The following is a 24,265-nucleotide window of genomic DNA, read 5'->3' as shown; positions in this document are numbered from 1 at the left end:
GTCACTGCGGCGCGACGGGGGTGGTGAACCCGTACTTGTGGAACAGTGCCTGCGCCTCGGGCGTGACCAGCCAGGATACGAACTCGTCGGCGTCGCGGCGGTGCGGCCCGCCCTTGACGGCCGCCGCGGAATAGGTCGCGGTGACGTTGTCGGCGGCCGGGATCGGAACGCTGCTGACCGCGACCCCGGCGGACCGCAGGTCGGTGACGTAGACCACACCGGCGTCGGCGTCGCCGACACGGATCTGGTCCAGCACGGCCCGTGAGCTGATCTCCTCGGCGCTCGTCCGGACACGCACCCCCGCCTTCGCGAACGCCTGGCGGGTGTAGCGGCCGATCGGCACCGACGAGGCGCCCGCGACGACGCGCAGCCCGCGCCGTTCCAGGTCGTCCAGGCCGCGGATGCGCCTGGGGTTGCCGGGGCCGACGGCGATGGTGAGCGAGTTCCCGGCGACGGCGCGGCGGTGGCCGTCGAGGTACATGCCGGCCTGGTCGAGGCTCGCGGTGTCCGCGGTGGCGAGCACGTCGCCGGGGTCGCGCTCGGAGAGCCGCTCGGCCATCTCCGCCGAGCCGCCGAACTCCGCCCGCACCCGCACGTCCGGATGCGACTGGCGGTAGGCCGTGCCCATCTCGCCGAGCACCTCGGTCAGCGACGAGGACGCCAGCACCGTCAGCGTCACCGGCCCGGACGACCCGCCGCACCCGGCGGCGAGGCCGAGCAGCAGGACCGGGACGAGCAGGGCGGACGCGCGGGCACGCCCGACGGCGCCGCTGAGGCGCGCTCGGGGGGAATCGGGCATATCGCAGCATCCTAGGGACGCCCCCGGCCCGTCCCGAGCATTACGCCCCCAGCGTGTCGGTACTGCCCGAGGGGGGTCGACCCTCCACTCCCCCCGATCGCCTCCGGCGTGTCGGTACTGTTCGAGGGGGGTCGACCCCCCACTCCCCCCGATCGCCTCCGGCGTGTCAGTACTGTTCGAGGGGGGTCGACCCCCCACTCCCCCCGATCGCCTCCGGCGTGTCAGTGGGCAACGCTACTGTTCCCTCAACTGGAGATCACCTTCCCCGGAGGCACGGACGATGTCCCTCGACCTGATGGAACTGCTCCCCGGCGACTGGCGGCAGCGGCTCGACCCGCTGCTCGACCCGGCCGCCACCGCCGCGCTGGGCGCCTTCGTGGCCGGGGAGTACGACGGGCAGACCGTGTACCCCCCGCGCGAGGACCTGTTCAACGCGTTCCGGCACTGCCCGTACGACCGGGCCCGTGTGCTGATCCTCGGCCAGGACCCGTACCACGGCCCGGGCCAGGCGCACGGGCTCAGCTTCAGCGTCCGCGACGGCGTCCGGCTGCCGCCGTCGCTGCGCAACATCTACAAGGAGATGGCGTCCGACCTGGAGATCCCGCCCGCCGTGTCCGGCGACCTCACCCCGTGGGCCGACCAGGGCGTCCTGCTGCTGAACGCGGTGCTGACCGTGCGCGGCGGGGAGGCCGGGTCGCACGCGGGCAAGGGCTGGGAGGACTTCACCGACGCCGCGATCCGCGCGCTGAACGACAAGACCGACCGCGTCGTGTTCGTGCTGTGGGGCGCGTACGCGCGCAAGAAGGCGCGGCTCGTCACCGGCCCGCAGCACACCGTGATCGAGTCCGCGCACCCGAGCCCGCTGAGCGCGAAGAAGTTCTTCGGGACGCGCCCGTTCAGCGCCGTGAACAAGGCGCTCGTCGACGCCGGCCAGCCCGAGATCGACTGGAGCCTCGCCTGACCGCGGCGGCCTGAGCGCCGCGCCCGGCTCAGAGCGCCAGGCCGATGGCGAGCAGCACCCCGTAGGCGATCTGGAGGCGGCCGGTCTCGCCCAGCACCGGGATCAGGGCCGGGCCGGCCGCCCCGCCCAGCACCTTCTGCGTCGGCGGGATCGACAGCGGCGCCGCGAGCAGCGCGATCAGCACCCACGGGTGCGGCGCGGCGAGCGCCAGCACGAACATGAACGGCAGCGCGGCGCACGCGGCGTACAGGAGCCGGGTCCGGCGGTCGCCGAGGACGACCGCGAGGGTCCGCTTGCCGGACTCGCGGTCGGTGGGGATGTCGCGCAGGTTGTTGGCGACCAGCAGCGCGCAGGCGAGCAGGCCGACCGGCACCGCCGCCACCCAGCCCTCCCACGGCAGCTCCTCGGCCTGCACGTACACGGTCCCGACGACGGCGACGAGGCCGAAGAACACGAAGACCGACACCTCGCCGAGGGCACGGTAGCCGTAGGGGGTCTTGCCGCCGGTGTAGAACCAGGCGGCGAGGATCGCGACGGCGCCGACCAGCAGCAGCCACCAGGTGGTGACGGCGGCGAGCACCAGCCCGGCCACGGCGGCGGCGAGGAAGCAGCCGAGCGCGGCGGCGAGCACCTGCCCGGGCGGCGCGGCCTTCGAGCCGACGAGGCGCAGCGGGCCGACGCGGTCCTCGTCGGTGCCGCGGATGCCGTCGCTGTAGTCGTTGGAGTAGTTCACGCCGATCTGCAGGACGAGCGCGACGAACGCCGCCAGCAGCGCCCGCCACCAGATGGCGTGGTCGACGCCGATGGCGACGCCCGTTCCGACGACGACGGGAACGAGGGACGCGGGCAGGGTGCGGGGCCGGGATCCGGCGACCCATTGGTTCAGCGTGGCCACAGTTACCGCTCGATCTCGTGGGACGACAGGGGTGCAGGGGGCGGAGGGTGTCAGCCGTCCTGGCGCTTCGATTCTTCCCGATGCCGATCAGTGCTCGGGCGCAGGCGCAGCGACAGGGCCAGCCCCGCGGCGAGGATCGCCGCGGTCGCGAGCGCGGCGTGCCTGGTCGCGACGGCGAGGCTCGCGTCCGCCGCGTGCGCCTCGACCGCCATGCCGGGACTGTCGTGAAGATCACGTCCGTACGTGCCGGCGCTCTCGCGCAGGTGCCGGGTCACCGACGCCTGCTCGGCCGGCGTCAGCGACGTCCCGGCGAGCCGGTCGCTCATCGCGTGCCCGAGGCCCGTGGCGAACACCGTCCCGATCAGCGCGATGCCGAGGGCCGCGCCGACCTGCCGCGCGGTGGACTGCGTGCCGGACGCCTGCCCCGCCCGCGCCGGCGGGACGTCGGCGAGCGACACGTTCGTGAGCTGCGCCGACGTCAGGCCGAGGCCGAGGCCGTACAGCAGCATCCAGGGCGCGAGCCCGAACCCGCCGGTGGTCGCCGACACGGTGACGGCGAGGGCGAGGACGGCGGCGACCTCCAGCACCATGCCGATCTGGACGACCCGGTGCGCGCCGCGCTTGTTGGCGAGCCTGCCCGCGTAGCCGCCGGTGAGGAACGCGCCGACGGCCAGCGGCAGGATCGCGACGCTGATCTGCAGCGGGTTCGTGCCGTGCACGCCGAGCAGGAACAGCGGCAGGACGAACAGCAGCCCCAGCTCGCCGACGTTGATCAGGGACGAGGCGAGGTTGCCGTGCCGGAAGTTCGGGATCCGGAACAGCTCGAAATCCAGCATGACCGGGCGGCCCGCCGCGGCCCGCGACCGCTCGACGACCACCAGCGCCGCGAGCAGCACGGCGCCGAGCGCGATCACGACCGGGACGGGCGACAGCGCGGTGCCCGGCCAGTCGAACCCGGCCGCCGAGAACCGCCGGGTGGCCGCCCACCAGCCGTACGTCTGGCCCTCGATCAGCCCGCACACCAGCGCGGCGAGCCCGAGCGCGGACAGCCCCGCGCCCGGCCAGTCGATCTCGCGCAGCGCCCCGTGCGCGGCGGCGCCCGCCGCGCGGGTCTCCGGCATCAGCCGGAACGCGCCCGCGATGAGCGCCGCGCCGAGCGGCACGTTGATCCCGAAGGCCCAGCGCCAGCCGCCGCCGGTCGCGACGGCCCCGCCGAGCAGCGGCCCGAGCGCGGCCATCCCGCTGATCATCGAGCCCCAGATCCCGAACGCGACGGCACGGTCCCGTCCGGTGAACACCGCGTTCACGGTGGACAGCGTCGCGGGCATGATCATCGACGCGCCGACGCCCTGCGCGGCCCGCGCGGCCACCAGCGCGCCGCCGCCGCCCGCCGCCGCGGCGGCCAGGCTCGCGACCGCGAACACCGCCGTGCCGAGCACGAACATCCGGCGCCGCCCGAACAGGTCGCCGGCCCGGCCGAACGGGATCAGCAGCGCGGCGAACACCAGCGCGTACACCGAGGTGATCCACTCCGCGCCGGCGGTCGTCAGGTCCAGGTCGGACACGATCCGCGGCAGCAGCACGCCGACGATGGTGGCGTCCACCACGACCAGCGAGACGCCCAGGCTCATGACGACCATGCCGAGCCAGCGGCGGTGGTCGGCGCGCGGCGGCGTCGCCGGGGCATGCGGCGTCAGGGAGGTGGACTCGGGCACGGCCTCAACGATATGGCCGGACGGGCCGTGCCCCTCACCGGCCCCTACGGAACGCCGATGTCGGTGTGCAGCCGGATCTGCCGGACGGGCTCGCCCATGTCGAGGGTGCGGGCCGTCCCGTCGGGCGCCCAGCCGGCGCCGCCGAGGAACGCCCGGGTGACCTCGTCCTGCTCGAACGCCCAGCTGGTCAGGGTGGTGAAGCCGGCCTCGCGGAGCAGGTCGACGGTGGCGGCGAGCAGCCGGCTGCCGTGCCCTTCCCGGGCGTGCAGCGGGTCGACCAGCAGCGTGATCAGCTCGGCGGTGGTCGCCGGGTCCAGGTCGGGGTCCTCGGCGGGGGCGTGCGCCGCGAACCCCACGACCAGGTCGGACGCGACCGCGACGAGCAGCCGGTGCCGCGGGCTCGGCGGGTTCGCCGCCGCGTCCGCCCAGCGCTCCCGCCACGCCTCCAGCGCGTCCGGGCCGGTCACCCGGTCCAGGACGCCGGCGGGGAGCAGGTCGCGGTAGCCGTGCCGCCAGGCGCGCACCTGGATGTCGGCGACGGCGGCCGCGTCCGCGCGCCGCGCCTCCCGCACCCCCGCATCGGCCCCACCGGCGGTCATGGCAGCCCCCTCTCCTGGACGATCACCGCACACCCTAGGCCCGGGCGGCGCCTCAGGCGCGGTTGCGGGCCCGGTAGGCGCGGGTCTTGGTCCGGTTGCCGCAGGTGCGCATCGAGCACCAGGACCGCGACCGGTTCTTGGACGTGTCGAGGAACGCCCAGCGGCAGGTGTCCTCCTGGCAGACCTTGAGGCGCGGCCAGGTCCCGGCGGCGGCCGCGTCCACGATCGCGGCGGCGATGCGGGCGAGCCCGGCGGCGGCGGTCGCGGGCGGGTCGAGCGGGACGAGCGCGGGCCGCTGCCCGGCGAGGCCGACCCGCAGCGGCAGCGCGGACAGCGCGTCCTCCAGCTCGCCGGGCGCGTCGGCGTCCTGCGGCCCGTGGTGGGCGGCCATCGCCTCGCGCAGGCCCCCGCGCAGGGTGAGCGCGGTGCCGAGGTCGGCGGCGCCGGCGGGCGTCCCGGCCGGGACGAGCCCGCGCCCGGCCAGCCATCCGGCCAGCGCCTCCGGGGTGGGGAGGCCGTCGGTGCCGGCGTCGAGGTTCAGCGTGTTGACGAAGTCCCGCAGCAGCAGCGCCGGGTCGGCGGCCCGCGGGGCGCCGCCGGTCTGCGCCGGGTCGTCGGTCTGCGCGTCGGCCATCGGTCCCTCCACCCGTCCGTGAGCAGCGTACCAACCATCGACACCGGTAAACGGCTTTTGCTGGTTGTACAATTCCGACACCGCCGTTACGGTTTCACTGGTGTCAACGAAGGGAGGCGCGATGAACGCGCTGCCGTACCTGGCCGGTCCCGCGACCCGGCACGCCTGGGCCGAGCGGGAGTACGCGCAACTTCAGGCCGACCTCGTCCAAGTGCGGCTCGCCGCCGGCGCCCTCGCGGGGGACCGCGCCGCGCGGCGGCGCGCACGGCTCCGGGCCCTGCTCCGAGACCTGCTTCCGGCGCGTCCGGTCCGCCGCCCCGAGCCCGCCCGCTCCCAGGGCGCCGCCGCGCCCTCGGCCCGGATCGTCCGTCCTCTGGGAGGGTCCCGATGACCGGGCGGGACGTCAGCGCAGCACGGTGGCGAGGCGCCGGACGCCCTCCGCCAGCTCCGCCTCCGACGCCGCGCTGCCGTAGCTCAGCCGCAGGTACGCGCCGGGAGGCTCGGCGGGGAAGAACGGGCGCCCGGCGCTGACCAGCACGCCGGCGCGCAGGGCGGCCTCGGCGACCGCGACGTCGTCGAGGCCGTCCGGCAGCCGGACCCACAGGTGCAGGCCGCCCGCCGGGCGGTTCGCCCGCAGCTCCGGCAGCTCCCGGGCGAGCGCGGCGCGCAGCGCGTCCCGGCGCGCCGGCAGCGCCGCCCGGAGCGCCCGCAGGTGCCGCGGCCAGCCGGGCGAGCTGACGAGCTCGAGCAGCGTCTCCTGCAGCGGCCGGGCCGGGAAGAACCCCTCGACGAGCTGCGTCGCGCGGATCCGCTCGGCGACCGGCCCGCGCGCGATCACCGCGGCGATCCGCAGGCTCGGCGCGGTGGCCTTGGTCAGCGAGGCGATGTGCACGACCCGGCCGTCGGCGTCCTGCGCGACCAGCGGCGGCGGGGGCGGGTCGATGCCGAGGTGCCGTGCGTAGTCGTCCTCGACGACGAAGGCGCCGGCGGCGCGCGCGACGTCGAGGACCCGCCCGCGCCGCTGCGCGCTCAGCACCGCCCCGCTCGGGTTGTGGAACGCGGGCTGGCAGTAGAACGCCCGCGCGCCGCTCATCGCGAACGCCTCGGCGAGCAGGTCGGGCCGGACGCCGTCGCCGTCCACCGGCACCGGGACGGGCCGCAGCCCGCTCGCCCGCGCGACGGCGAGCACGCCGAGGTAGGTCGGCGACTCGACCAGGAGCGGCGCGCCGGGCGGGAGCAGCGCCCGCAGCACGGTCGTCAGCGACTGCTGCCCGCCGTCGGCGATGGTCACGTCGCCGGGGGACACGCCGCCGCCGACCGCGCGGGCGAACCAGGCGCGCAGCTCGGGCACCCCGCCGAGCCGGGGCATGTCCCAGGCGCTCGGGCGCCGCGCGGCCCGCGCCGCGGCGTCCGCCAGGGCGCGGACCGGCTGCAGGCCCGGGTGCGGGTAGCCGCCGCTGAGCGGGACGGTCCCGTCCGGCGGCGGGGTGAGCAGCCAGGACACGCCCGCCGCGTCCACCGCGCGGCCGGCGAGCGGCACCGCCTGCCAGCCGTAATCGGCGGGCTCGGACGCGGAGGACGGCCGGCGCGTGGCGAACGCGCCCGCGCCCGGGCGCGTGACGACCAGCCCCTCGGCGGCGAGCAGCCCGATCGCCCGCGACACCGTGACAGGGCTGACGCGGTGCCGCTCGACCAGCGCCCGGCTGGACGGGAGCCGCTCGCCCGGGCTCAGCCGGCCGACCTCGGCGCGCAGCGCGTCGGCGAGCGCCGCCACACTGCTATCGTTTTTCATGAGGAATAAAGATAGCGCTACTGTCACCGGCCCGGTAGCGGGCAAGGGCCCGGTGCTCGGCATCTGGTCCGCCGCGCTGGGCGTGCTGATCTTCTCTTTCACCCTTCCCGCCAGCGAGTACGGCCTCGAAGGGCTCGACCCCTACCTGATCGGCGTCGGCCGTTCGGCCGCCGCCGCCGTTCTCGCCGCCGTGGCACTGCTATCGGTCCGGGCCCGCCGGCCGCGCGGCCGGGAGTGGGGCGCGCTCGCCGTCGCGGCCGCCGGGGTCGTCTTCGGCTTCCCGGTGCTGTCCACGCTCGCGCTCGACCAAGGCGCCTCGTCCGCGCACTCGGCCGTCGTGGTGGGGCTGCTGCCGGCCGCGACCGCCGTCCTCGGAGTGCTGCGCGCGGGGGAGCGCCCGTCGCGCGCCTTCTGGCTGGCGAGCGCCACCGGGGCCGCCTGCGTCACCGGCTTCGCGCTGATCCGCGGCGCCGGCCGGTTCAGCGCCGCCGACCTGCTGCTGTTCGGCGCGCTGCTGGCGGCCGCCGCGGGCTACGCCGAGGGCGGCCGGCTCGCCCGCGGCATGCCCGGCTGGCGGGTGATCTCCTGGGCGCTCCTGCTGGCCGCGCCGATCACCGTCCCGCTGACCGGGTGGCTGCTCGCCACCACGCACCCGCGCTGGACGGGCCACGCCGTGCTCGGTTTCGGCTACGTGACCGTCCTGTCCGCCTACCTCGGCTTCTTCGCCTGGTACGAGGGCCTGGCACGGGCCGGGATCGCCCGCGCGAGCCAGGTGCAGCTCGCCCAGCCGGTGCTGACGCTCGCCTGGTCGTGGCTGCTGCTCGGCGAGCCGGTCGACGCGGTGACCGTGCTGGGCGCCGCCGGCGTCCTCGTCTGCGTCGCCCTGACCCAGCGGACCCGGGTCCGCCGCGCCCCCGCCGCCGACCCCGACGCGGCCGGGCCGCACGCGGCCGGGACCGAGGTGCGCACAATGGACGGCAGGGCGTCATGAAACGGGGACCAGCGAGGAGCCTTCCATGGCCGACGAGCCGACCGTTCCTGAGGGCGGGTTCTGGCCCTCCCCGGACATCCCGCAGCCGAACATCTACCCGATGGAGTGGCGGGTCGAGACCGGCAAGCTCGCCGCCATCTACGAGAAGTCCAAGCGCACGGTGTGGAACCCCGCCGACCTGCCGTGGGACGAGCTGCGCCCGGACGGCTTCACCCCCGAGCAGCGCCTCGGGCTCATGTACTGGTTCGCCGTGCTGGCGAACTTCGACGCGTCCGGTCCCGCGGTGGTCGCCCGCGCGACCATCCACGCGTTCGAGCAGCACGAGGAGGACCCGGTCCGCAAGTGCTTCTTCTCGATCACCCGCGACGAGATGAACCACGAGGAGTGCTGCCAGCGGTCGATCGCGCGGATCTGGCCGGGCGGCCCGCTCGACTGGACCCCGCGCACCGACCTGGAGAAGGCCGCGCACAAAGCACCCGCTGTTCAGCGAGATGTTCAAGCGGATCGGCCGCGACGAGTCCCGGCATCTGCAGATCTGCATGACGATCCTGGAGAACGAGTGGCCCGGCCTCACCGAGGACGTCAAGGGCCAGATCACCAAGCAGCTGCGGGCCGGCTTCGTCTTCCTGCCGATGATCCTCTGGGAGCCGCCGGAGGGCTTCTGGGACCTGCCGCCCTACTTCCTGCACAACCACCGCGTCCTGATGGACCACGCCCGCGACGCGGGCCTCGGCGTGCTGCCGTTCGAGGAGCAGGCGGAGAACTGGCGGGTCGCGATCGCCCGCGTCCGCGCGATCGTGGAGCGGTGGGGGATCGCGTTCCCCGCGATCCCCGGCGTCGACGTCACCGGCATCGAGGCGGAGGACATCATCCCGGTCTTCTGATCTCTCGTCGAGTTGTGGGGGGGGGGGGGGGGGGGGGGGGGGGGGGGGGGGGGGGGCCCCCCCCCCCCCCCCCCCCCCCCCCCCCCCCCCCCCCCCCCCCCCCACACCCCCACGGCCTTCAGTCCTTGACGATCTGGGCCAGCAGGGTGACCACGCCGACGCCGACCCCGATCGGGATCGCGGCCTGCGGGGCCCACGCGGTCAGGGCGCCGGCGCCGATCGCCACGAGGACGATCAGCAGCGCCCGGGTGCTGACCAGCGCTTCTCGCGGGGGAACGGCCCCCCGCGCCCCGCGGGACGGCTTCGGTGGCGGCAGGGGTCTCGGTTCGGCGTGGTCCGGTCGTGCTCGCATGTCGGTTCGACCTCCATCCCGGTATTCGGAACAGGATCGGGGCGACCCCCCGCGAGACCCCATCGGACCAGGGGCCCGGCACCGCTGAGCCGCCTCGTCACCTAAGGGTTCCCCCGCTGTCAACGCTTGCCGCGCGCGACGCGCCGTCCCGGCGCAATCATGATCGACTCATGGCCGGCGCGTGGCCTCCGGCACCCCGGACCGGGAAGCGGGGGGAACGCGGCGCGCCCGATGTGACGGGCCGATACGGGATCATTGCTGGATGACGGGGATAAGGCGTTCTGTCAGGATCCAGCGCGGTTTCCGGCGCGGTGCGCGGTGGGCGGGCTGGACGGCGGCGTACGTGCTCGGGCTCGTCGCGATCACCTTCGCCGGCGCCTGGACGTGGTGGCAGCCCGAGCCGGAGGCGCGCGGCACCGAGGCGAACGCGCTGTGGGCCAGGCACCAGTGGGTGGGGGAGCCGCACACCGACGCCGAGTACCGGGGCCTCGCCGCGCTCCTGCGGGAGAACCGCATCACCGACGTGTTCTTCCACGCCGGGCCGTTCGAGGCGGACGGGACCGTCCCCGCGGCGAAGTACCGGTACGCGGGGGCCCTCATCAAGGCGGTTCACCGGTACGCGCCGGGCGTGCGCGTCCAGGCGTACCTCGGGCAGATCCGCGAGGTCGAGGGGAAGGGCGTCATCGACCTGGACGACCCCGCCGTCCGCGACCGGGTGGTGCGCACCGACGCGGCCCTGCTCGACCTCGGCTTCGACGGCGTCCACTACGACTTCGAGCCGATCTACCCCGACGACGGCGCGTTCCTGGCGCTGCTCGACGCGACCCGCGCGCTGACCCGCTCACGCGGCCGGCTGCTGTCGGTGGCGCTGGAGCAGCCGACGCTGGTCGACGCGGCGCAGCCCGTCTACAAGGCGCTGCTGCCGCGCACCGGGCCGTGGCACTACCCGCCGCGCCCCACCGACGCGTTCCTGCGCAAGGTCGCCGCGCGCGTCGACCAGGTCGCCCTCATGGCTTATGACGTGGAGTTGCCGACGCAGTCGCTCGCGGGCTGGCACTTCGCCCGGCATACCCGCCGCACCCTGGAACTCATCGGCGATCAGGTCACGGTGTTCATCGGCGTTCCGACGTACCGGCCGATGATGGACTGGGCTGAGAATCTCACCGTCGCGCTGCGTGGTGCACGGCGCGGAATAGCCGAGCTCAAACGCCCGCCGAAGCGCCCGTACGGCGTCGGCGTGTACGCGGACTGGACCACCACACCGGCCGAATGGGCTCGATATCGCGCCACCTGGCTGCCGCCGGCGACAGAAAAGGTTGGCCGCTGAGAAACCCGGCCGACTACGTACCGATTTCTTCGTATGCCCAGGTGGGAAGGGGCGTATAGGCGTGCGGCGGCGGGGTACGCATCGGTGCGGAAGTCCGGGAGGTACCGGCGGATGGCTAGGGAAGTGGGGACGAGGCCGATGCGCATTCAGCGGACCGCGCGGCATGACGCCGACCGGCTCAGCGAGCTGTCAGCCGAGTTCACCGGCTGGCGGATCGGGCGCGGCGGATCGGGCCAGTGGTGGGCCGTCCGGGGCAATGATCTCGTGCGCACGCCGGACGTCGAGGAACTGCGCGGCCGGCTGCGCGAACTGACCGGAGGGTCACGTTATCCAACCGAGTCCGGGAAGTGGCCGGACTGACCCCGTAACGAGGCATTTGCGTGCCACGATGACGGGTGTGGGAGCCGCCGCCACGCGTACCCCCGAGCGTGTGGCGGCGGCTTCTTCCGCGCCCGCCCCCGGCCCGCCCGGGAGCCGCCGCGGACCCGTCCGAAGCCCGGTGCCGGGGCCCTCGCGGAGGCCGGTCGGCGCGCCCGTCCGGGCCCGGCCGCGAAACCCCTCCACCTGCGGCTCCAAGCCGGCGGCCGGAACGGTACCGTTCGATGCATGGCACCCAGCACAACGACCGACGCCCCGTTCGGGCGGATGCTGACCGCGATGGTCACGCCGTTCCTGCCGGACGGCGGAGTCGACTACGACGGCGCCGCGCGCCTCGCGACCCACCTGGTCGACGAGCGGCGCCACGACGGCCTGGTCGTCAACGGGACGACCGGCGAGTCGCCGACGACGAGCGACGACGAGAAGAGCACGCTTCTGCGCGCGGTCATCGAGGCGGTCGGCGACCGCGCCGTGATCGTCGCCGGTGCCGGAACCAACCACACCGAGCACACCCTGAAACTCGCGCGGCAGGCCGAGGCCGCCGGCGCGCACGGGCTGCTCGTGGTCACCCCGTACTACAACAAGCCCCCGCAGGAGGGCCTGCTCCGCCACTTCACGGCGGTGGCCGACGCGACGGGCCTGCCGAACATGCTCTACGACATCCCGGGGCGCGCCGGGGTGCCGATCCAGAACGACACGCTGGTGCAGCTCGCCGAGCATCCGCGGATCATCGCCGTCAAGGACGCCAAGGGCGACCTGTTCGGCGCGTCCAGGGTGATGGCGCAGACCGACCTGGTCTGGTACTCCGGCGACGACGTGCTGAACCTGCCGTGGCTGTCGGTCGGCGCCGCCGGGTTCGTCAGCGTGGTCGGCCATGTCGTGGGAACCGAACTCCATGAGATGATCGACGCATACCGCGCCGGTGAGCATGGGCGGGCGCTGGAGATCCACCGGCGCCTGCTGCCCGTGGTCGCCGCGATCATGACCCGTACGCAGGGCGCCATCGCCGTCAAGGCAGCGCTGAACCTGCTGGGCCTTCCCGGGGGCGGCCCGCTGCGCGCCCCGCTGGTGGAGGCCACGCCGGAGTTCGCGGCGCGCCTGCGCGAAGACCTCACGATAGGGGGAGTCAAAGTGCCGGAGGACGTCATTCCGGAGGTCGCCCGGTGAGTCATCCTCACCCGGAGCTCTCGGACCCGCCCGCCATGCCCGAAGGGGGCCTGCGCATCGTCGCGCTCGGCGGGCTCGGGGAGATCGGCCGCAACATGACGGTCTACGAGTACGGCGGCCGCCTACTCGTCGTCGACTGCGGCGTCCTGTTCCCCGAGACCGAGCAGCCCGGCGTCGACCTGATCCTGCCGGACTTCGAGTACATCAGGGACCGCCTCGACGACATCGAGGCCGTCGTCCTCACGCACGGGCACGAGGACCACATCGGCGCCGTCCCGTACCTGCTGCGCGAGCGCCGCGACATCCCGCTGATCGGCTCGAAGCTCACGCTGGCCCTGCTGGAGGCCAAGCTCACCGAGCACCGCATCAAACCGGTCACCGACGTGGTGGCCGAGGGCGAGCGGCGCGCGTTCGGGCCGTTCGACTGCGAGTTCTTCGCCGTCAACCACTCCATCCCGGACGCGCTCGCGCTCGCGGTCCGCACGCCCGCCGGGCTCGTCCTGCACACCGGCGACTTCAAGATGGACCAGCTGCCGCTGGACGGCCGGCTCACCGACCTGCCCGGGTTCGCCCGGCTCGGCTCCGAGGGCATCGACCTGCTGCTGTCGGACTCGACCAACGCCGAGGTCCCCGGGTTCGTCACCAGCGAGCGCAACATCGGCCCGGTCGTCGACGAGGTGTTCCGCACCGCGCAGGAGCGGCTCATCGTCGCCTGCTTCGCCTCGCACGTCCACCGCGTCCAGCAGGTGCTGGACGCCGCCGTCGCCAACGGCCGCAAGGTGTGCTTCGTCGGCCGCTCGATGGTCCGCAACATGGGCGTCGCCCGCGAGCTCGGCTACCTCAACGTCCCCGAGGACGTGATGGTCGACCAGAAGGAGCTGGACGACATCCCCGGCGACCGGCTCGTGCTGGTGTGCACCGGCTCGCAGGGTGAGCCGATGTCGGCGCTGTCGCGGATGGCCAACCGCGACCACTCGATCCGCATCACCGACCGCGACACCGTGATGCTGGCGTCCTCGCTCATCCCCGGCAACGAGAACGCGGTGAACCGCGTCATCAACGGCCTCACCCGGTGGGGCGCGCGGGTCGTGCACAAGGGCAACGCGCTGGTGCACGTGTCGGGGCACGCGTCGGCGGGCGAGCTGCTGTACGTGCTGAACGTGACCAAGCCGGGCAACTTCATGCCGATCCACGGCGAGTGGCGGCACCTTCGGGCGCACGCCAAGCTCGCCGCGCTCACCGGCGTGCCGGACGACAACATCGTCATCGCCGAGGACGGCGTCGTCGTCGACCTGGTCGACGGGCACGCCGAGATCGTCGGTGCGGTCCCGGCCGGGTACGTGTACGTGGACGGCCTGTCGGTCGGCGAGGTCACCGAGACCTCGCTGAAGGACCGGCGGATCCTCGGCGAGGAGGGCTTCGTCTCCATCGTCGTCGGCATCGACTCGACCTCCGGCAAGCTGGTGGCCGGGCCCGAGGTGCACGCCCGCGGCGCCGGCATCGTCAACGAGGACTTCGACGAGGTCATCGAGCGGATCGAGGACGTGCTGGCGGGCGCGGCCGGTGACGCCGTCAACGACTTGCACCAGATCAATCAGCTGATCCGCCGCACGGTCGGCAAGTGGGTGAGCGACAACTACCGCCGCCGCCCCATGATCATCCCGGTGGTCGTCGAGGTGTAGCGGCCGCTCCGGGGCGGCCGTGCGCGCACAGCGCGGCTGCCCCAGGGTGGTGTCGTCCCGGGCCCGCCGGGTGGTGTCAATGCCCGGTCGTCCCGGTATGGGCAACACGCCCGTTCGCCGTCCCGGGAACCCCGGCGCTCCTTGGTTACTCTCATAACCATGGCCACACGTGCGTCCGGGGGAGCGAAGACCACCTCCTCGCGTACCGGGGGCAGCGCGGCTCGCAAACCAGCAGGGTCGGCCCCCCGGAAGCGAACGAGCGGCGGCGCGAAGGGCGGTGGAGCGCGCGGCGGCGCGAAGGGCGGCGGACGGGGATCCGGCCGGGGCCGCCCGCAGCAGAAGCCGGACCCGATCTCGCAGGCCGTCCTCGGGTTCTTCAAGCTGCTGTTCAAGCTGTACCTGCTCGCGGCGGTCGCCGTCGGCTCGATCTTCCGCGCCTACGGCAACGGCGCCCGCAACCTCGACCCCGAGCACCGGCGCGACGGCCTCGGGCTCGCGCTGCTCGGCTCGTCGATCGTGCTGGCCTCGGTCACCTGGTTCCGGCCCGACGGCGTCGTCACCATCGCGCTGGAGAAGGTCGTGCGCGGCGGCATCGGCATCGTCGCGATGGCGCTGCCGGTGGTGCTGGCGCTGCTGGCGTGGCGGACGCTGCGCCACCCCGAGCAGAACGAGGAGACCGGGCGCGTCGTCATCGGCCTGACCGCGCTCACCGTCGGGGTGCTCGGCATCCTGCACATCGCGGCGGGCATCCCGTCGCCGTCGAAGGACATGCCCGGCGTCCGCGACGCCGGGGGCGTCGTCGGCTGGCTGGTGTCGGCGCCGCTGGACGCCGCGCTCAGCGGCTGGGTGGCGGTGCCGCTGCTGCTCCTGCTGTCGGGGTTCGGCCTGCTGGTCATCACCGCGACGCCGATCGCGAAGGTGCCCGAGCGGGTCGGTGAGCTGTGGGCCGTCGCGACGCTGCAGGGCCGTCCGGAGCGCCCGTCCGACGCGGCGGACGACGAGCAGGAGGCGCCGAAGAAGCGCTGCCGCAAGAAGAAGGCGGACGAGGCCGACGACGAGCTGGAGGTCGGCGAGCACTCCCGGCCGTACGACACGCCGCTGCTGGAGGACGAGCCGAAGCGCCGCGAGCGGCCGAGCCGCGACCTCGCCGACGAGCTGTTCGAGCCGGACCCGTTCGGCGGGGACGTCCCGCCGCCGGCGCCGCCGGTCGACGACATGCCGCCCTTCGACGACGCGCCGCCGCCGGCCGACCCGGTCCCGCAGGAGCCCGCGCCGCCCGAGGAGCCCGTGCACGGCGACGTCCCCGACCCGACGCCGGCGCCGCGCAGCTCCGAGCAGCTGCCGCTGTCGTCGTCCGGGGAGATCTACCTCCTGCCGGACCCGTCGGCGCTGCGGCCGGGCAGCGTGGCCAAGCCGCGCACGAAGGCCAACGACACGGTGGTGAACGCGCTCACCGGCGTGCTGGAGCAGTTCGACATCGACGCGCAGGTCACCGGGTTCACCCGGGGCCCGACGATCACCCGGTACGAGATCGAGCTCGGCCCGGCGGTGAAGGTGGAGAAGGTCACCGCGCTGACCAAGAACATCGCGTACGCGGTGAAGAGCGCGGACGTGCGGATCATCTCCCCGATCCCCGGCAAGTCGGCGATCGGCGTGGAGATCCCGAACACCGACAAGGACATCGTCAGCCTCGGCGACGTGCTGCGGTCCCCGGCGGCGACCAACGAGCACCACCCGATGGTGGTGGGGCTCGGCAAGGACGTCGAGGGCCGCACGGTGGTGGCGAACCTGGCGAAGATGCCGCACATCCTGATCGCGGGCGCGACGGGCGCGGGCAAGTCGACCTGCATCAACGGGCTCATCACCTCGGTGCTGATGCGGGCGACGCCGGACGAGGTGCGGATGATCCTGGTCGACCCGAAACGGGTCGAGCTGACCATGTACCAGGGAATTCCCCACCTGATCACCCCGATCATCACCAACCCCAAGAAAGCGGCCGAAGCCCTCGAATGGGTCGTCGGCGAAATGGACCGCCGGTACGACGACCTCGCCGCGTCCGGGTTCCGGCACATCGACGACTTCAACAAGGCGGTGAAGGCGGGCAAGCTGACCGCGCCTCCCGGCAGCGAGCGCGTCTACACCCCCTACCCGTACATGCTGGTGATCGTCGACGAGCTCGCCGACCTGATGATGGTCGCGCCCCGCGACGTCGAGGACTCGGTCGTGCGCATCACCCAGCTCGCCCGCGCCGCCGGCATCCACCTGGTGCTCGCGACGCAGCGCCCGTCCGTCGACGTCGTCACCGGCCTCATCAAGGCCAACGTGCCGTCCCGGCTGGCGTTCGCGACCTCCTCGCTGTCCGACAGCCGCGTCATCCTCGACCAGCCCGGCGCGGAGAAGCTCGTCGGCCAGGGCGACGCGCTGTTCCTGCCGATGGGCGCGAGCAAGCCCATGCGGATCCAGAACGCCTACGTGTCGGAGAAGGAGATCCACAGCGTCGTCGACCACTGCAAGGGGCAGATGGAGGCGAACTACCGGGAGGACGTCGCCGAGTCGTCCGCGCCGAAGAAGGAGATCGACGAGGAGATCGGCGACGACATGGACCTGCTCGTCCAGGCGATCGAGCTGGTGGTGTCGACGCAGTTCGGGTCCACCTCGATGCTGCAGCGCAAGCTGCGCGTCGGCTTCGCCAAGGCGGGGCGGCTGATGGACCTGATGGAGAGCCGCGACATCGTCGGGCCGAGCGAGGGCTCCAAGGCGCGCGATGTGCTCGCCAAGCCCGACGACCTGCCCGGGGTGCTCGCGGAACTGCGCGGCGGCGGCTGACCGGCGCCGCCCCGCGGCGCTTACCGCGGGGAACAACGGAATGTCGGCGCCGTTACCGTCATATGGCCACCGGACAGCGGGAAGGGCATGGCGGAATGATGCGAAATCTTGCCCTGTTTCGAACGTGTTGGCGCTCGCCGAGCGGGCATTTCCGTTTCTAGACTGGTGTCGCAGCAGTGTGGAACCAGCCGCGAACGTGCTCGAAGGAGGCTCGGCGTGAGCATCGGTGAGACCTTGGCCCAGGAGCGTCGGCAGGCGGGTCTCTCGGTGACACAGGTCAGTCTGCAGACGCGGATCCGCGAGACGGTGATCCGCGGCATGGAGGCCGACGACTTCTCCGCCTGCGGCGGCAACTTCTACGCGCGCGGCCACATCCGCAGCGTCGCGCGGGTCATCGGCATCGATCCGGAACCGCTCGTCAGCGAGTTCGACGCCGCGCACGGCGGCGCGCCGCAGCCGGTGTCGGCGACGGCCGCGTTCGAGCCGGAGCGCCCGATCCCGTTCCGCGAGCGCCGGTCGGCGAACTGGAGCGCGGCGATGGCGCTCGCCCTCGCCGTCGTGGTGATCGCCGGGGTGTTCCAGGCGGTCCGGCACGACGGTGGCGGCGAGCGGCACACCGCTCGGCAGGTCGCCGGGACGCCCGCGCCGCGCCCGTCCAAGCCGAGCCCGACGGCGCCGCCCAAGTCCACCGACCCGGTGGCGGCGGCGCCGCGCACCACGGTCGAGGTCGCGGTCGTCGCCAAGCGGACGGTCTGGGTGAACGTCCGCGGCGACAAGGGCAAGGCGCTGTACTCCGGCGTGCTGCGCAGCGGCGACCAGAAGAAGTGGACCGCCAAGAAGAAGATCAGCATGGTGATCGGCATCGGCGGCGGGGTCCGGCTCACCGTGAACGGCAAGGACATCGGCACGCCCGGGAAGGGCAAGGGCGTCCAGCGGCTCAGCTTCGACCGCGACGATCCCGCTGCGGCCTGAGCGCCCCGCCCGCCGCGCCCGAGTCGGCCGACCCGGCGGCTGACCGCTTGGTCACCGGGGCGGGGCGGCGGTCCGCGGCGCTGCCCGGGCCCATTACCTTAGGGGCATGTCGACTCGCCGCAAGGTCTCGCTCATCACGCTCGGATGCGCCCGCAACGAGGTGGACTCCGAGGAGCTCGCCGCGCGCATGGAGGACGCCGGGTGGGACCTGGCGGACGGTGCGGACGGCGCCGACGTCGTGGTCGTCAACACCTGCGGCTTCATCGAGGCGGCCAAGAAGGACTCCATCGACACGCTGCTCGCGGCGCACGACTCCGGCGCCAAGGTCGTCGCTGCCGGCTGCATGGCCGAGCGGTACGGCAGGGAGCTGGCGGAGGCGCTGCCCGAGGCCGACGCGGTGATCGGCTTCGACGACTACCTGTCGATCGGGGAGCGGCTCGACGAGCTGATGGAGGGCCGCGCGCGCGAGGCGCACACCCCGCGCGACCGCCGCACGCTGCTGCCGATCAGCCCGGTCGAGCGGTCCGCGTCCGCGGCGGGCGTGGCGATCCCGGGGCACGGCGGTCCCTCCGGCGAGCGGGACGACCTGCCGGACGGCGTGGCGCCCGCGTCCGGGCCGCGAGTGCTGCGGCGGCGCCTCGGCGGCGGTCCGGTGGCGCCGCTGAAGCTGGCGTCCGGCTGCGACCGGCGCTGCACGTTCTGCGCGATCCCGGCGTTCCGCGGCGCGTACGTGTCGCGGCCCCCGGCGGAGGTGCTGGAGGAGGCCCGCTGGCTCGCCGGGCACGGCGTCCGGGAACTGGTGCTCGTCAGCGAGAACTCCACGTCCTACGGCAAGGACCTCGGCGACCTGCGCGCGCTGGAGAAGCTGCTGCCCGGCCTCGCCGCCGTGGACGGCGTCGAGCGCGTCCGGGTCAGCTACCTGCAGCCCGCCGAGACGCGGCCGGGACTGATCGAGGCGATCTGCGGCACGCCCGGCGTCGCGCCCTACTTCGACCTGTCCTTCCAGCACGCCAGCGGCCCGGTGCTGCGCTCGATGCGCCGGTTCGGCGACCGCGTCCGGTTCCTGGAGCTGCTCGACCAGATCCGCGCGCAGGCCCCGGAAGCCGGCGTGCGGTCGAACTTCATCGTCGGGTTCCCCGGCGAGACCGAGGACGACTTCGAGGAGCTCGCGGAGTTCCTGTCCGCCGCGCGGCTCGACGCCGTCGGGGTGTTCGGCTACTCCGACGAGGACGGCACCGAGGCCGCGGACCTCGACGGCAAGGTCGACCCGGACGAGATCGCCCGCCGCGTCGAGGAGCTGTCGGAGCTGGCCGAGGAGCTGACCGCGCAGCGCGCCGAGGACCGTGTCGGCTCGCTGGTCCACGTGCTGCTGGAGGACAAGGCGGACGGCGGGTTCGAGGGCCGCGCCGCGCACCAGGCGCCGGAGGTCGACGGGACGGTGCTGGTCCGCGGCGAGGGCCTGGCCCTCGGCGAGATCGTCGCCGCCCGGGTCACCGGCAGCGATGGGGTGGACCTCGTCGCGGACGTGTCATGATCGCGGGCATGCCCGAACCGGTCGCCGGGGCGCCCGATCCGCCGCCCGCGAGCGTCTACAACATCGCCAACGCGCTGACGCTGCTGCGCATCGCGCTGGTGCCGCTGTTCGTGTGGCTGCTGTTCATGGACGGCACCGGCTGGCGGATCGGCGCGTTCGCGGTGTTCGCCGCCGCGTCCGTCACCGACAAGATCGACGGTGATCTGGCCCGGTCCCGCGGGCTGGTCACCGACTTCGGCAAGATCGCCGACCCGATCGCCGACAAGGCGCTGACCGGCGCGGCGCTGGTCAGCCTGTCGGCGCTGGGCGAGCTGTGGTGGTGGGTGACGACCGTCATCATGGTCCGCGAGATCGGCATCACGCTGATGCGGTTCGTCGTCATCCGGTACGGGGTGATCCCGGCCAGCAAGGGCGGCAAGCTGAAGACGATGCTGCAGGTCTTCGCGATCGGCTTCTACATCCTGCCCGGCCCGCTGGACTACCTGCGCTGGGTCACGATGGGCGCCGCGCTGATCGTCACCGTGGTGACCGGCGCCGACTACGTCGTGCGGGCATGGCGCCTGCGCCGCGCTTCCCGTAGCTGACCCTCTCGGCGGGTCAGGACGCGGTCAGCTCGTCGCCGACGCGGAGCGTGCCGAGCGCGCGCGGGACGCCGAGCCGGCCGAACACGATCTCGCGGGCCCCGTCGGAGCGCTGGGTGCGGTAGGTCGCGAGCGCGCGCAGCGGAGCGGGGGAGCGTTCGGCCGTCTCCTGGTCGGTGTTGATGATGACGCAGCGCCCGCACGGCTTGACGAGCTCGATCTCGGCGGCGCCGCGCAGCCGGGTCACCCCGTCCTCGCCGTAGGCGCCGAGGCCGCTCAGCACGATGTTGGGACGGAACCGGTTCATCGGGAGCGGACCGTCCATCCGATGGTTCAGGTCGTCGAGCGACTCCTGCGACAGCACCGACACCGGGTAGCCGTCGGCGTACGCGAGCGTGCCGCCGCCGCGCTTCGTGGGACGCGTCCCGGTGAAGCGGACGAGGCGGCAGGAGATCCCGAGCGCCTCGCGGAACCAGCCGGCGGCGTCGTCCCCCTGGTCGATGCCCAGGCAGGGCCGCCGGTGCACGGTGACGTCGCGGGCCGGGCCGTCCGCCTCCGCGCAGATCAGCGGCGCGTCCGCGAGCGGCGAGGTGACGGTGAGCTTCGTCCCGTCGTAGGCGGGGTGGATCAGCGCGAGGGCGGGCACCTCCCGTTGCGACAGGTGCCGCCCGTCCGGGCGGACGAGCATGAAGGCCCGGTCGTGGCGCAGCCCGTCCGGGGCCATCTCCGCTTCGGCGAGCGGGACGCCGGCCGCGCTCTTGACGGGGTAGACGTTCAGCGCGGTGATGACGGCGATCATGAGCCGACGGTAGGGCGGCACCCGCGCGGGTGACCAGGAGAACCGGCGATACTTGACACCGATTGGTCGGTTTGGAGGCCGCACCGATGAGCGGGCAGGACTTCACCTATCCGGACGTCGGCGCCACCTGGGACGCCGAGCGGCCGGCGGGGTACCGGCACCTGCGGGTGCGGACGCCCGTCGGCGCGGGCCCGGCGGCCATGCGCAACGCCTCGGACGCGCTGATGGAGTTCTGGATGCACCGGGCGCTGCCCGTGCGCGTGCGGGCGTCGGCCCCCCGCGCGGAACCCGGCGTGAGCGTGGATCTCCAGTGCGCGTACGCGCGTCGCTGCGGGGCCGTCCTGCGCCGCCTGGCGCGTCCCTGACCACCGGGGGCGGCCCGCGACCGGGCGGGGACGAGCACGGCCGCCATGCGGGCTGCGGGAGCACGCCCACCCCGGTCGTGCCCCGCAGCCTCGTTCATGGCGGCCGCACTGCAATTATCCCCGTGAATGGGGAGTGGTCGCGACATGGCAAATGAGTTCTGACTCACAAAATGACGCCGCGGTTGGCCGATGGTGGACCGCGGGGGCGATGGCGCAGGTCGGAGCGGTGCGACGATGCGCGCCCCGGTCGCGTTCCCACTCGCGTGCAGTGTGCGGGCCCGCGCGCGTGTGTGAAACAATACGCGGCACGCGTTTTTGCCGGCGAACGAAATGCGATATGCAGGGACTGATCAGCCGATCGGGCGTTAGTCGAGCAAAGCGGGGTTCGTCCTGATTCGGTCACGGGTGCGGTCAACCGGGCCCGCCGCGCCGCCGTCGCCCGCAACCGCCCGCGCCGCACCGCGCGGACCGTCGTCCCGCGCCGGTAGATTCGGGGGACCGGCGACGGGGAGGCGGATGTGCTGCGGGTCGAACTGCTCACCGTCGGGGACGAGCTGCTCCTCGGCGACACCATCAACGGGAACGCGGCCTGGCTCGGCAGGCGGCTCGCCGAGCACGGCGTCGAGGTGACCCGCAGCGTCGTCGTCGGCGACGAGATGGACGTCATCGTCGCCGCGGTGCGGACCGCGCTCGAGCGCGCCGACGCGGTCATCACCACCGGCGGGCTCGGCCCCACCTACGACGACGTGACCCGCGACGCGCTCGCCGAGGCCGCCGGCGTCGCGCTCGTCCGCGACCCGGAGCTCGAGCTGCGGCTGCGGGCGCGGGCCGAGGCGGCGGGCCGCGAGCTCCAGCCGATGGCGTACCGGATGGCCGAGGTCCCGAAGGGCGCCGGCCTGCTGCGCAACTCCGCCGGCACCGCGCCCGGCCTGCGCGTCGAGCTGGACGGCGGGGTCGTGTACGCGCTGCCCGGCGTCCCGTTCGAGATGCGCACGATCATGGACGAGGTGGTGCTGCCGGAACTGGCCGCGCGCGCCGGGCTGCCCGCGGTCGCCCGCCGGACCCTGCGCACCGCCGGGATCTGGGAGTCGGTCGTCGCGACGCGGCTCGCCGAGGTCGAGGCGATGGACGGGGTGAAGCTCGCCTACCTGCCCGATCCGGCCGAGGTCAAGGTCCGGATCACGGTGGCCGGCGCGGACGCCGCGGCCCGGCTCGAGCGGGTCGACGCGCGCGTCCGCGAGCTGCTCGGCCCGGTCGTCTACGGCGTGGAGGACGAGTCGCTCGACCGCGTCGTCCACCGGCTGCTCGCCGAGCGGTCCGCGACCGTCGCGGTCGCCGAGTCGCTGACCGGCGGCCTCATCGGCGCGGAGCTGACCGCGATGCCGGGGTCGTCGGCGACGTACGCGGGCGGGGCGGTGGCGTACGCGACGGAGCTGAAGCACCGCCTGCTCGGCGTCCCCGACGTGCTGCTCGCCGAGCACGGGGCCGTCCACCCGGACGTGGCCGCCGCGATGGCGGACGGCGTCCGGGACCGCCTCGGCGCGACGTACGGGCTCGCGGTGACGGGCGTCGCGGGCCCCGAGCCGCAGGACGGCGCCGCCGTGGGAACGGTCTATATCGGCGTGACCGGACCCGGGGATACGCGCACCGTGGTCAGGCCGAAACTGCCCGTGCCCGGCACCGGCCCGGAGATCCGCGCGGTGATCCGCAGGATGACCGTCGTGCACGCGCTTGAGCTGCTGAGACGTGTGCTGCTGGGACTTGACGCCGAGGTCGCGACCGGGGACGCTCGGGAAGATCGGGAAGTTAGGGGCTGATTACAGCGTTACGTTCCGAGCGAACACGAATTCAACGGTCTGCCATGGCCACCGTCAAGCCGGGTACGGTGGAACCGGCAGATGGTCCGAACTGAGGGAGGGAGCGAGACGATGGTCCTGCTTCGCCAGCTGCTCGGTGACGTACTGCGGCAGCTGCGGCTGCGCCAGGGACGCACCCTCCGTGAGGTGTCCGCGGCCGCGCGGGTTTCCCTCGGCTACCTGTCCGAGGTCGAACGAGGGCAGAAGGAGGCCTCCTCCGAGCTGCTCTCCTCGATCTGCAAGGCGCTGGGCGTTCCGCTGTCGCACGTGCTCAGGGAGGTGGCCGACTCGCTGGCCCTCGCCGAGCTGCAGCACGAGCCGGTCATGGCGGGCGCGCCCGAGCACGAGCGGATCCCCGCCGAGCGCATTCCGGAGACCCCCGAGGAGATCACCGGCGAGTTCCGCGGCGACATGGTCGCCGCCTAGCCGCCGGCACCGGCCCGCGGTGCGCGCCGCGGCGCCGGGTCCATGCCCGATCGGGGCCGCGGGTGTGCGCGGTCTCACGCATGGGCACGGCATAGGGGGGAAGCCTCCCCCGTTGTAACGGAAATCCCGTAACGACGCGGAGGGAGCTCCCATCATGGCGGCCGTCAAGAGCCCGCTTTCGGACGAGGCACTGAAGGTCACCGGGCAGGCGCTGCAGAGCGCCCTGGTGGACCTCATCGATCTCTCACTCGTGGCCAAGCAGGCGCACTGGAACCTGACCGGCCGTAACTTCAAGGTCGTGCACGAGCACCTGGACGAGGTCGTGAACCTCGCCCGCGCCGGCCAGGACGACGTCGCCGAACGCGCCGTCGCGATCGGCCTGAACCCCGACGGCCGTGCCCGCACGGTCGCCGACCGCACCGAGATCCCGCAGCTGGAGGCCGGGTACCTGGCCGACGACAAGGTCGTGGCGGCGGTGACCGACGTGCTGGCGCAGCTCATCGCGCGGTTCCGCGAGCGGATCGCCGCGACCGACGAGTCGGACCCCGTCACGCAGGACCTGCTCATCGGCATCGCGGCCCAGCTCGAGAAGCAGCACTGGATGTTCCAGGCGCAGACCTGATCGCCATAGATCGCGGATCCCGCGCCGCGCCGCCGCGATCCTCGGCGCGGCCCCGGATCCGGCGGGACAAGGCCCGGCCCCTCTCCCGGGGGGCCGGGCCTTTTCCGT

Annotated in this window: 25 protein-coding genes; 16 read left to right on the top strand and 9 right to left on the bottom strand. The window is 73.6% G+C overall.

The window, feature by feature from the left end:
• Position 1 precedes the first annotated feature (1 nt).
• Positions 2-799, bottom strand: a complete 798-nt coding sequence (modA, locus tag F8568_RS29720; protein WP_151596996.1) for a molybdate ABC transporter substrate-binding protein — start codon at positions 797-799, stop codon at positions 2-4.
• A gap of 280 nt (positions 800-1,079) precedes the next feature.
• Between modA and F8568_RS29715 the strand changes: the two genes are divergently transcribed.
• On the top strand, positions 1,080-1,760 hold the full coding sequence (locus tag F8568_RS29715) for a uracil-DNA glycosylase (RefSeq protein ID WP_151596995.1): 681 nt from the start codon (positions 1,080-1,082) through the stop codon (positions 1,758-1,760).
• A 28-nt stretch (positions 1,761-1,788) separates the two neighbouring features.
• Here the strand turns inward: F8568_RS29715 and F8568_RS29710 are convergent, their stop codons facing one another.
• The 4 genes from F8568_RS29710 to F8568_RS29695 are packed head-to-tail and all read right to left on the bottom strand — an operon-like array spanning position 1,789 to position 5,603.
• Positions 1,789-2,655, bottom strand: coding sequence for a 1,4-dihydroxy-2-naphthoate polyprenyltransferase (locus tag F8568_RS29710; protein WP_151596994.1), 867 nt, complete (start codon positions 2,653-2,655; stop codon positions 1,789-1,791).
• A 50-nt stretch (positions 2,656-2,705) separates the two neighbouring features.
• Positions 2,706-4,370, bottom strand: a complete 1,665-nt coding sequence (locus F8568_RS29705; protein ID WP_328601078.1) for an MFS transporter — start codon at positions 4,368-4,370, stop codon at positions 2,706-2,708.
• A 44-nt stretch (positions 4,371-4,414) separates the two neighbouring features.
• Entirely contained in the window at positions 4,415-4,969 is a 555-nt protein-coding gene (locus F8568_RS29700) for a GNAT family N-acetyltransferase (protein ID WP_151596993.1), read from the bottom strand.
• 52 nt (positions 4,970-5,021) lie between these two features.
• Positions 5,022-5,603, bottom strand: coding sequence for a CGNR zinc finger domain-containing protein (locus F8568_RS29695; RefSeq protein ID WP_151596992.1), 582 nt, complete (start codon positions 5,601-5,603; stop codon positions 5,022-5,024).
• A 100-nt stretch (positions 5,604-5,703) separates the two neighbouring features.
• Here F8568_RS29695 and F8568_RS29690 point away from each other — a divergent pair, with 100 nt between their 5' ends.
• Positions 5,704-5,994 carry a hypothetical protein gene (locus tag F8568_RS29690; protein ID WP_151596991.1) on the top strand — a complete coding sequence of 97 codons (291 nt, stop codon included), beginning with the start codon at positions 5,704-5,706 and terminating at the stop codon, positions 5,992-5,994.
• 12 nt (positions 5,995-6,006) lie between these two features.
• Here the strand turns inward: F8568_RS29690 and F8568_RS29685 are convergent, their stop codons facing one another.
• Complete coding sequence (locus F8568_RS29685) at positions 6,007-7,395, bottom strand: aminotransferase-like domain-containing protein (protein WP_202125496.1); 1,389 nt, start codon at positions 7,393-7,395, stop codon at positions 6,007-6,009.
• Between F8568_RS29685 and F8568_RS29680 the strand changes: the two genes are divergently transcribed.
• Positions 7,394-8,386: a DMT family transporter gene (locus F8568_RS29680; protein WP_151596990.1), complete on the top strand. Its 993-nt coding sequence runs from the start codon at positions 7,394-7,396 to the stop codon at positions 8,384-8,386. The two genes, F8568_RS29685 and F8568_RS29680, sit on opposite strands and share 2 nt — an antisense overlap.
• Positions 8,387-8,524: 138 nt before the next feature.
• Here F8568_RS29680 and F8568_RS48750 read toward each other — a convergent pair whose 3' ends face one another.
• On the bottom strand, positions 8,525-8,833 hold the full coding sequence (locus tag F8568_RS48750; protein WP_236009319.1) for a hypothetical protein: 309 nt from the start codon (positions 8,831-8,833) through the stop codon (positions 8,525-8,527).
• A 44-nt stretch (positions 8,834-8,877) separates the two neighbouring features.
• Between F8568_RS48750 and F8568_RS48745 the strand changes: the two genes are divergently transcribed.
• Positions 8,878-9,270, top strand: a complete 393-nt coding sequence (locus F8568_RS48745; RefSeq protein WP_236009315.1) for a hypothetical protein — start codon at positions 8,878-8,880, stop codon at positions 9,268-9,270.
• A gap of 118 nt (positions 9,271-9,388) precedes the next feature.
• Here F8568_RS48745 and F8568_RS29670 read toward each other — a convergent pair whose 3' ends face one another.
• Positions 9,389-9,622 (bottom strand): hypothetical protein, encoded by a 234-nt coding sequence (locus tag F8568_RS29670; RefSeq protein WP_151596989.1) that lies wholly within the window; start codon positions 9,620-9,622, stop codon positions 9,389-9,391.
• Between the two features lie 262 nt (positions 9,623-9,884).
• On the opposite strand from F8568_RS29670, the gene F8568_RS29665 reads away from it, so the two are divergent.
• From F8568_RS29665 to F8568_RS29630, 8 genes are all read left to right on the top strand, one after another.
• Complete coding sequence (locus F8568_RS29665) at positions 9,885-10,949, top strand: glycoside hydrolase family 18 protein (protein ID WP_236009314.1); 1,065 nt, start codon at positions 9,885-9,887, stop codon at positions 10,947-10,949.
• Positions 10,950-11,087: 138 nt separating this feature from the next.
• Entirely contained in the window at positions 11,088-11,309 is a 222-nt protein-coding gene (locus F8568_RS29660; RefSeq protein WP_151596988.1) for a hypothetical protein, read from the top strand.
• Between the two features lie 246 nt (positions 11,310-11,555).
• Entirely contained in the window at positions 11,556-12,494 is a 939-nt protein-coding gene (dapA, locus tag F8568_RS29655; RefSeq protein WP_151596987.1) for a 4-hydroxy-tetrahydrodipicolinate synthase, read from the top strand.
• Complete coding sequence (locus tag F8568_RS29650) at positions 12,491-14,176, top strand: ribonuclease J (protein WP_151596986.1); 1,686 nt, start codon at positions 12,491-12,493, stop codon at positions 14,174-14,176. Before dapA ends, F8568_RS29650 begins: the two co-directional genes overlap by 4 nt.
• A 159-nt stretch (positions 14,177-14,335) precedes the next feature.
• Positions 14,336-17,002: an FtsK/SpoIIIE family DNA translocase gene (locus tag F8568_RS29645; protein WP_202125494.1), complete on the top strand. Its 2,667-nt coding sequence runs from the start codon at positions 14,336-14,338 to the stop codon at positions 17,000-17,002.
• Positions 17,003-17,218: 216 nt separating this feature from the next.
• Positions 17,219-17,974 carry a helix-turn-helix domain-containing protein gene (locus tag F8568_RS29640; protein WP_151596985.1) on the top strand — a complete coding sequence of 252 codons (756 nt, stop codon included), beginning with the start codon at positions 17,219-17,221 and terminating at the stop codon, positions 17,972-17,974.
• Between the two features lie 106 nt (positions 17,975-18,080).
• Entirely contained in the window at positions 18,081-19,508 is a 1,428-nt protein-coding gene (gene rimO / locus F8568_RS29635) for a 30S ribosomal protein S12 methylthiotransferase RimO (protein WP_151596984.1), read from the top strand.
• A gap of 8 nt (positions 19,509-19,516) precedes the next feature.
• A complete protein-coding gene (locus F8568_RS29630) occupies positions 19,517-20,092 on the top strand; it encodes a CDP-alcohol phosphatidyltransferase family protein (RefSeq protein WP_236009313.1) in 576 nt (191 codons plus the stop codon).
• Between the two features lie 13 nt (positions 20,093-20,105).
• Here F8568_RS29630 and F8568_RS29625 read toward each other — a convergent pair whose 3' ends face one another.
• Entirely contained in the window at positions 20,106-20,888 is a 783-nt protein-coding gene (locus F8568_RS29625) for an MOSC domain-containing protein (RefSeq protein ID WP_151596982.1), read from the bottom strand.
• An 86-nt stretch (positions 20,889-20,974) separates the two neighbouring features.
• Between F8568_RS29625 and F8568_RS29620 the strand changes: the two genes are divergently transcribed.
• From F8568_RS29620 to F8568_RS29605, 4 genes are all read left to right on the top strand, one after another.
• Positions 20,975-21,253 carry a DUF1990 family protein gene (locus F8568_RS29620; RefSeq protein ID WP_151596981.1) on the top strand — a complete coding sequence of 93 codons (279 nt, stop codon included), beginning with the start codon at positions 20,975-20,977 and terminating at the stop codon, positions 21,251-21,253.
• 518 nt (positions 21,254-21,771) lie between these two features.
• Positions 21,772-23,070: a CinA family nicotinamide mononucleotide deamidase-related protein gene (locus F8568_RS29615; protein ID WP_328601077.1), complete on the top strand. Its 1,299-nt coding sequence runs from the start codon at positions 21,772-21,774 to the stop codon at positions 23,068-23,070.
• 111 nt (positions 23,071-23,181) lie between these two features.
• Complete coding sequence (locus F8568_RS29610) at positions 23,182-23,535, top strand: helix-turn-helix domain-containing protein (protein WP_151538353.1); 354 nt, start codon at positions 23,182-23,184, stop codon at positions 23,533-23,535.
• 154 nt (positions 23,536-23,689) lie between these two features.
• Positions 23,690-24,157: a Dps family protein gene (locus tag F8568_RS29605; protein ID WP_151596980.1), complete on the top strand. Its 468-nt coding sequence runs from the start codon at positions 23,690-23,692 to the stop codon at positions 24,155-24,157.
• Positions 24,158-24,265: the final 108 nt, after the last annotated feature.

The organism is Actinomadura physcomitrii, assembly GCF_008923205.2.
GTDB lineage: Bacteria > Actinomycetota > Actinomycetes > Streptosporangiales > Streptosporangiaceae > Spirillospora > Spirillospora physcomitrii.
The sequence above is the reverse complement of the archived record's forward strand: the minus strand, read 5'-3'. Positions and strand labels throughout refer to the sequence as shown.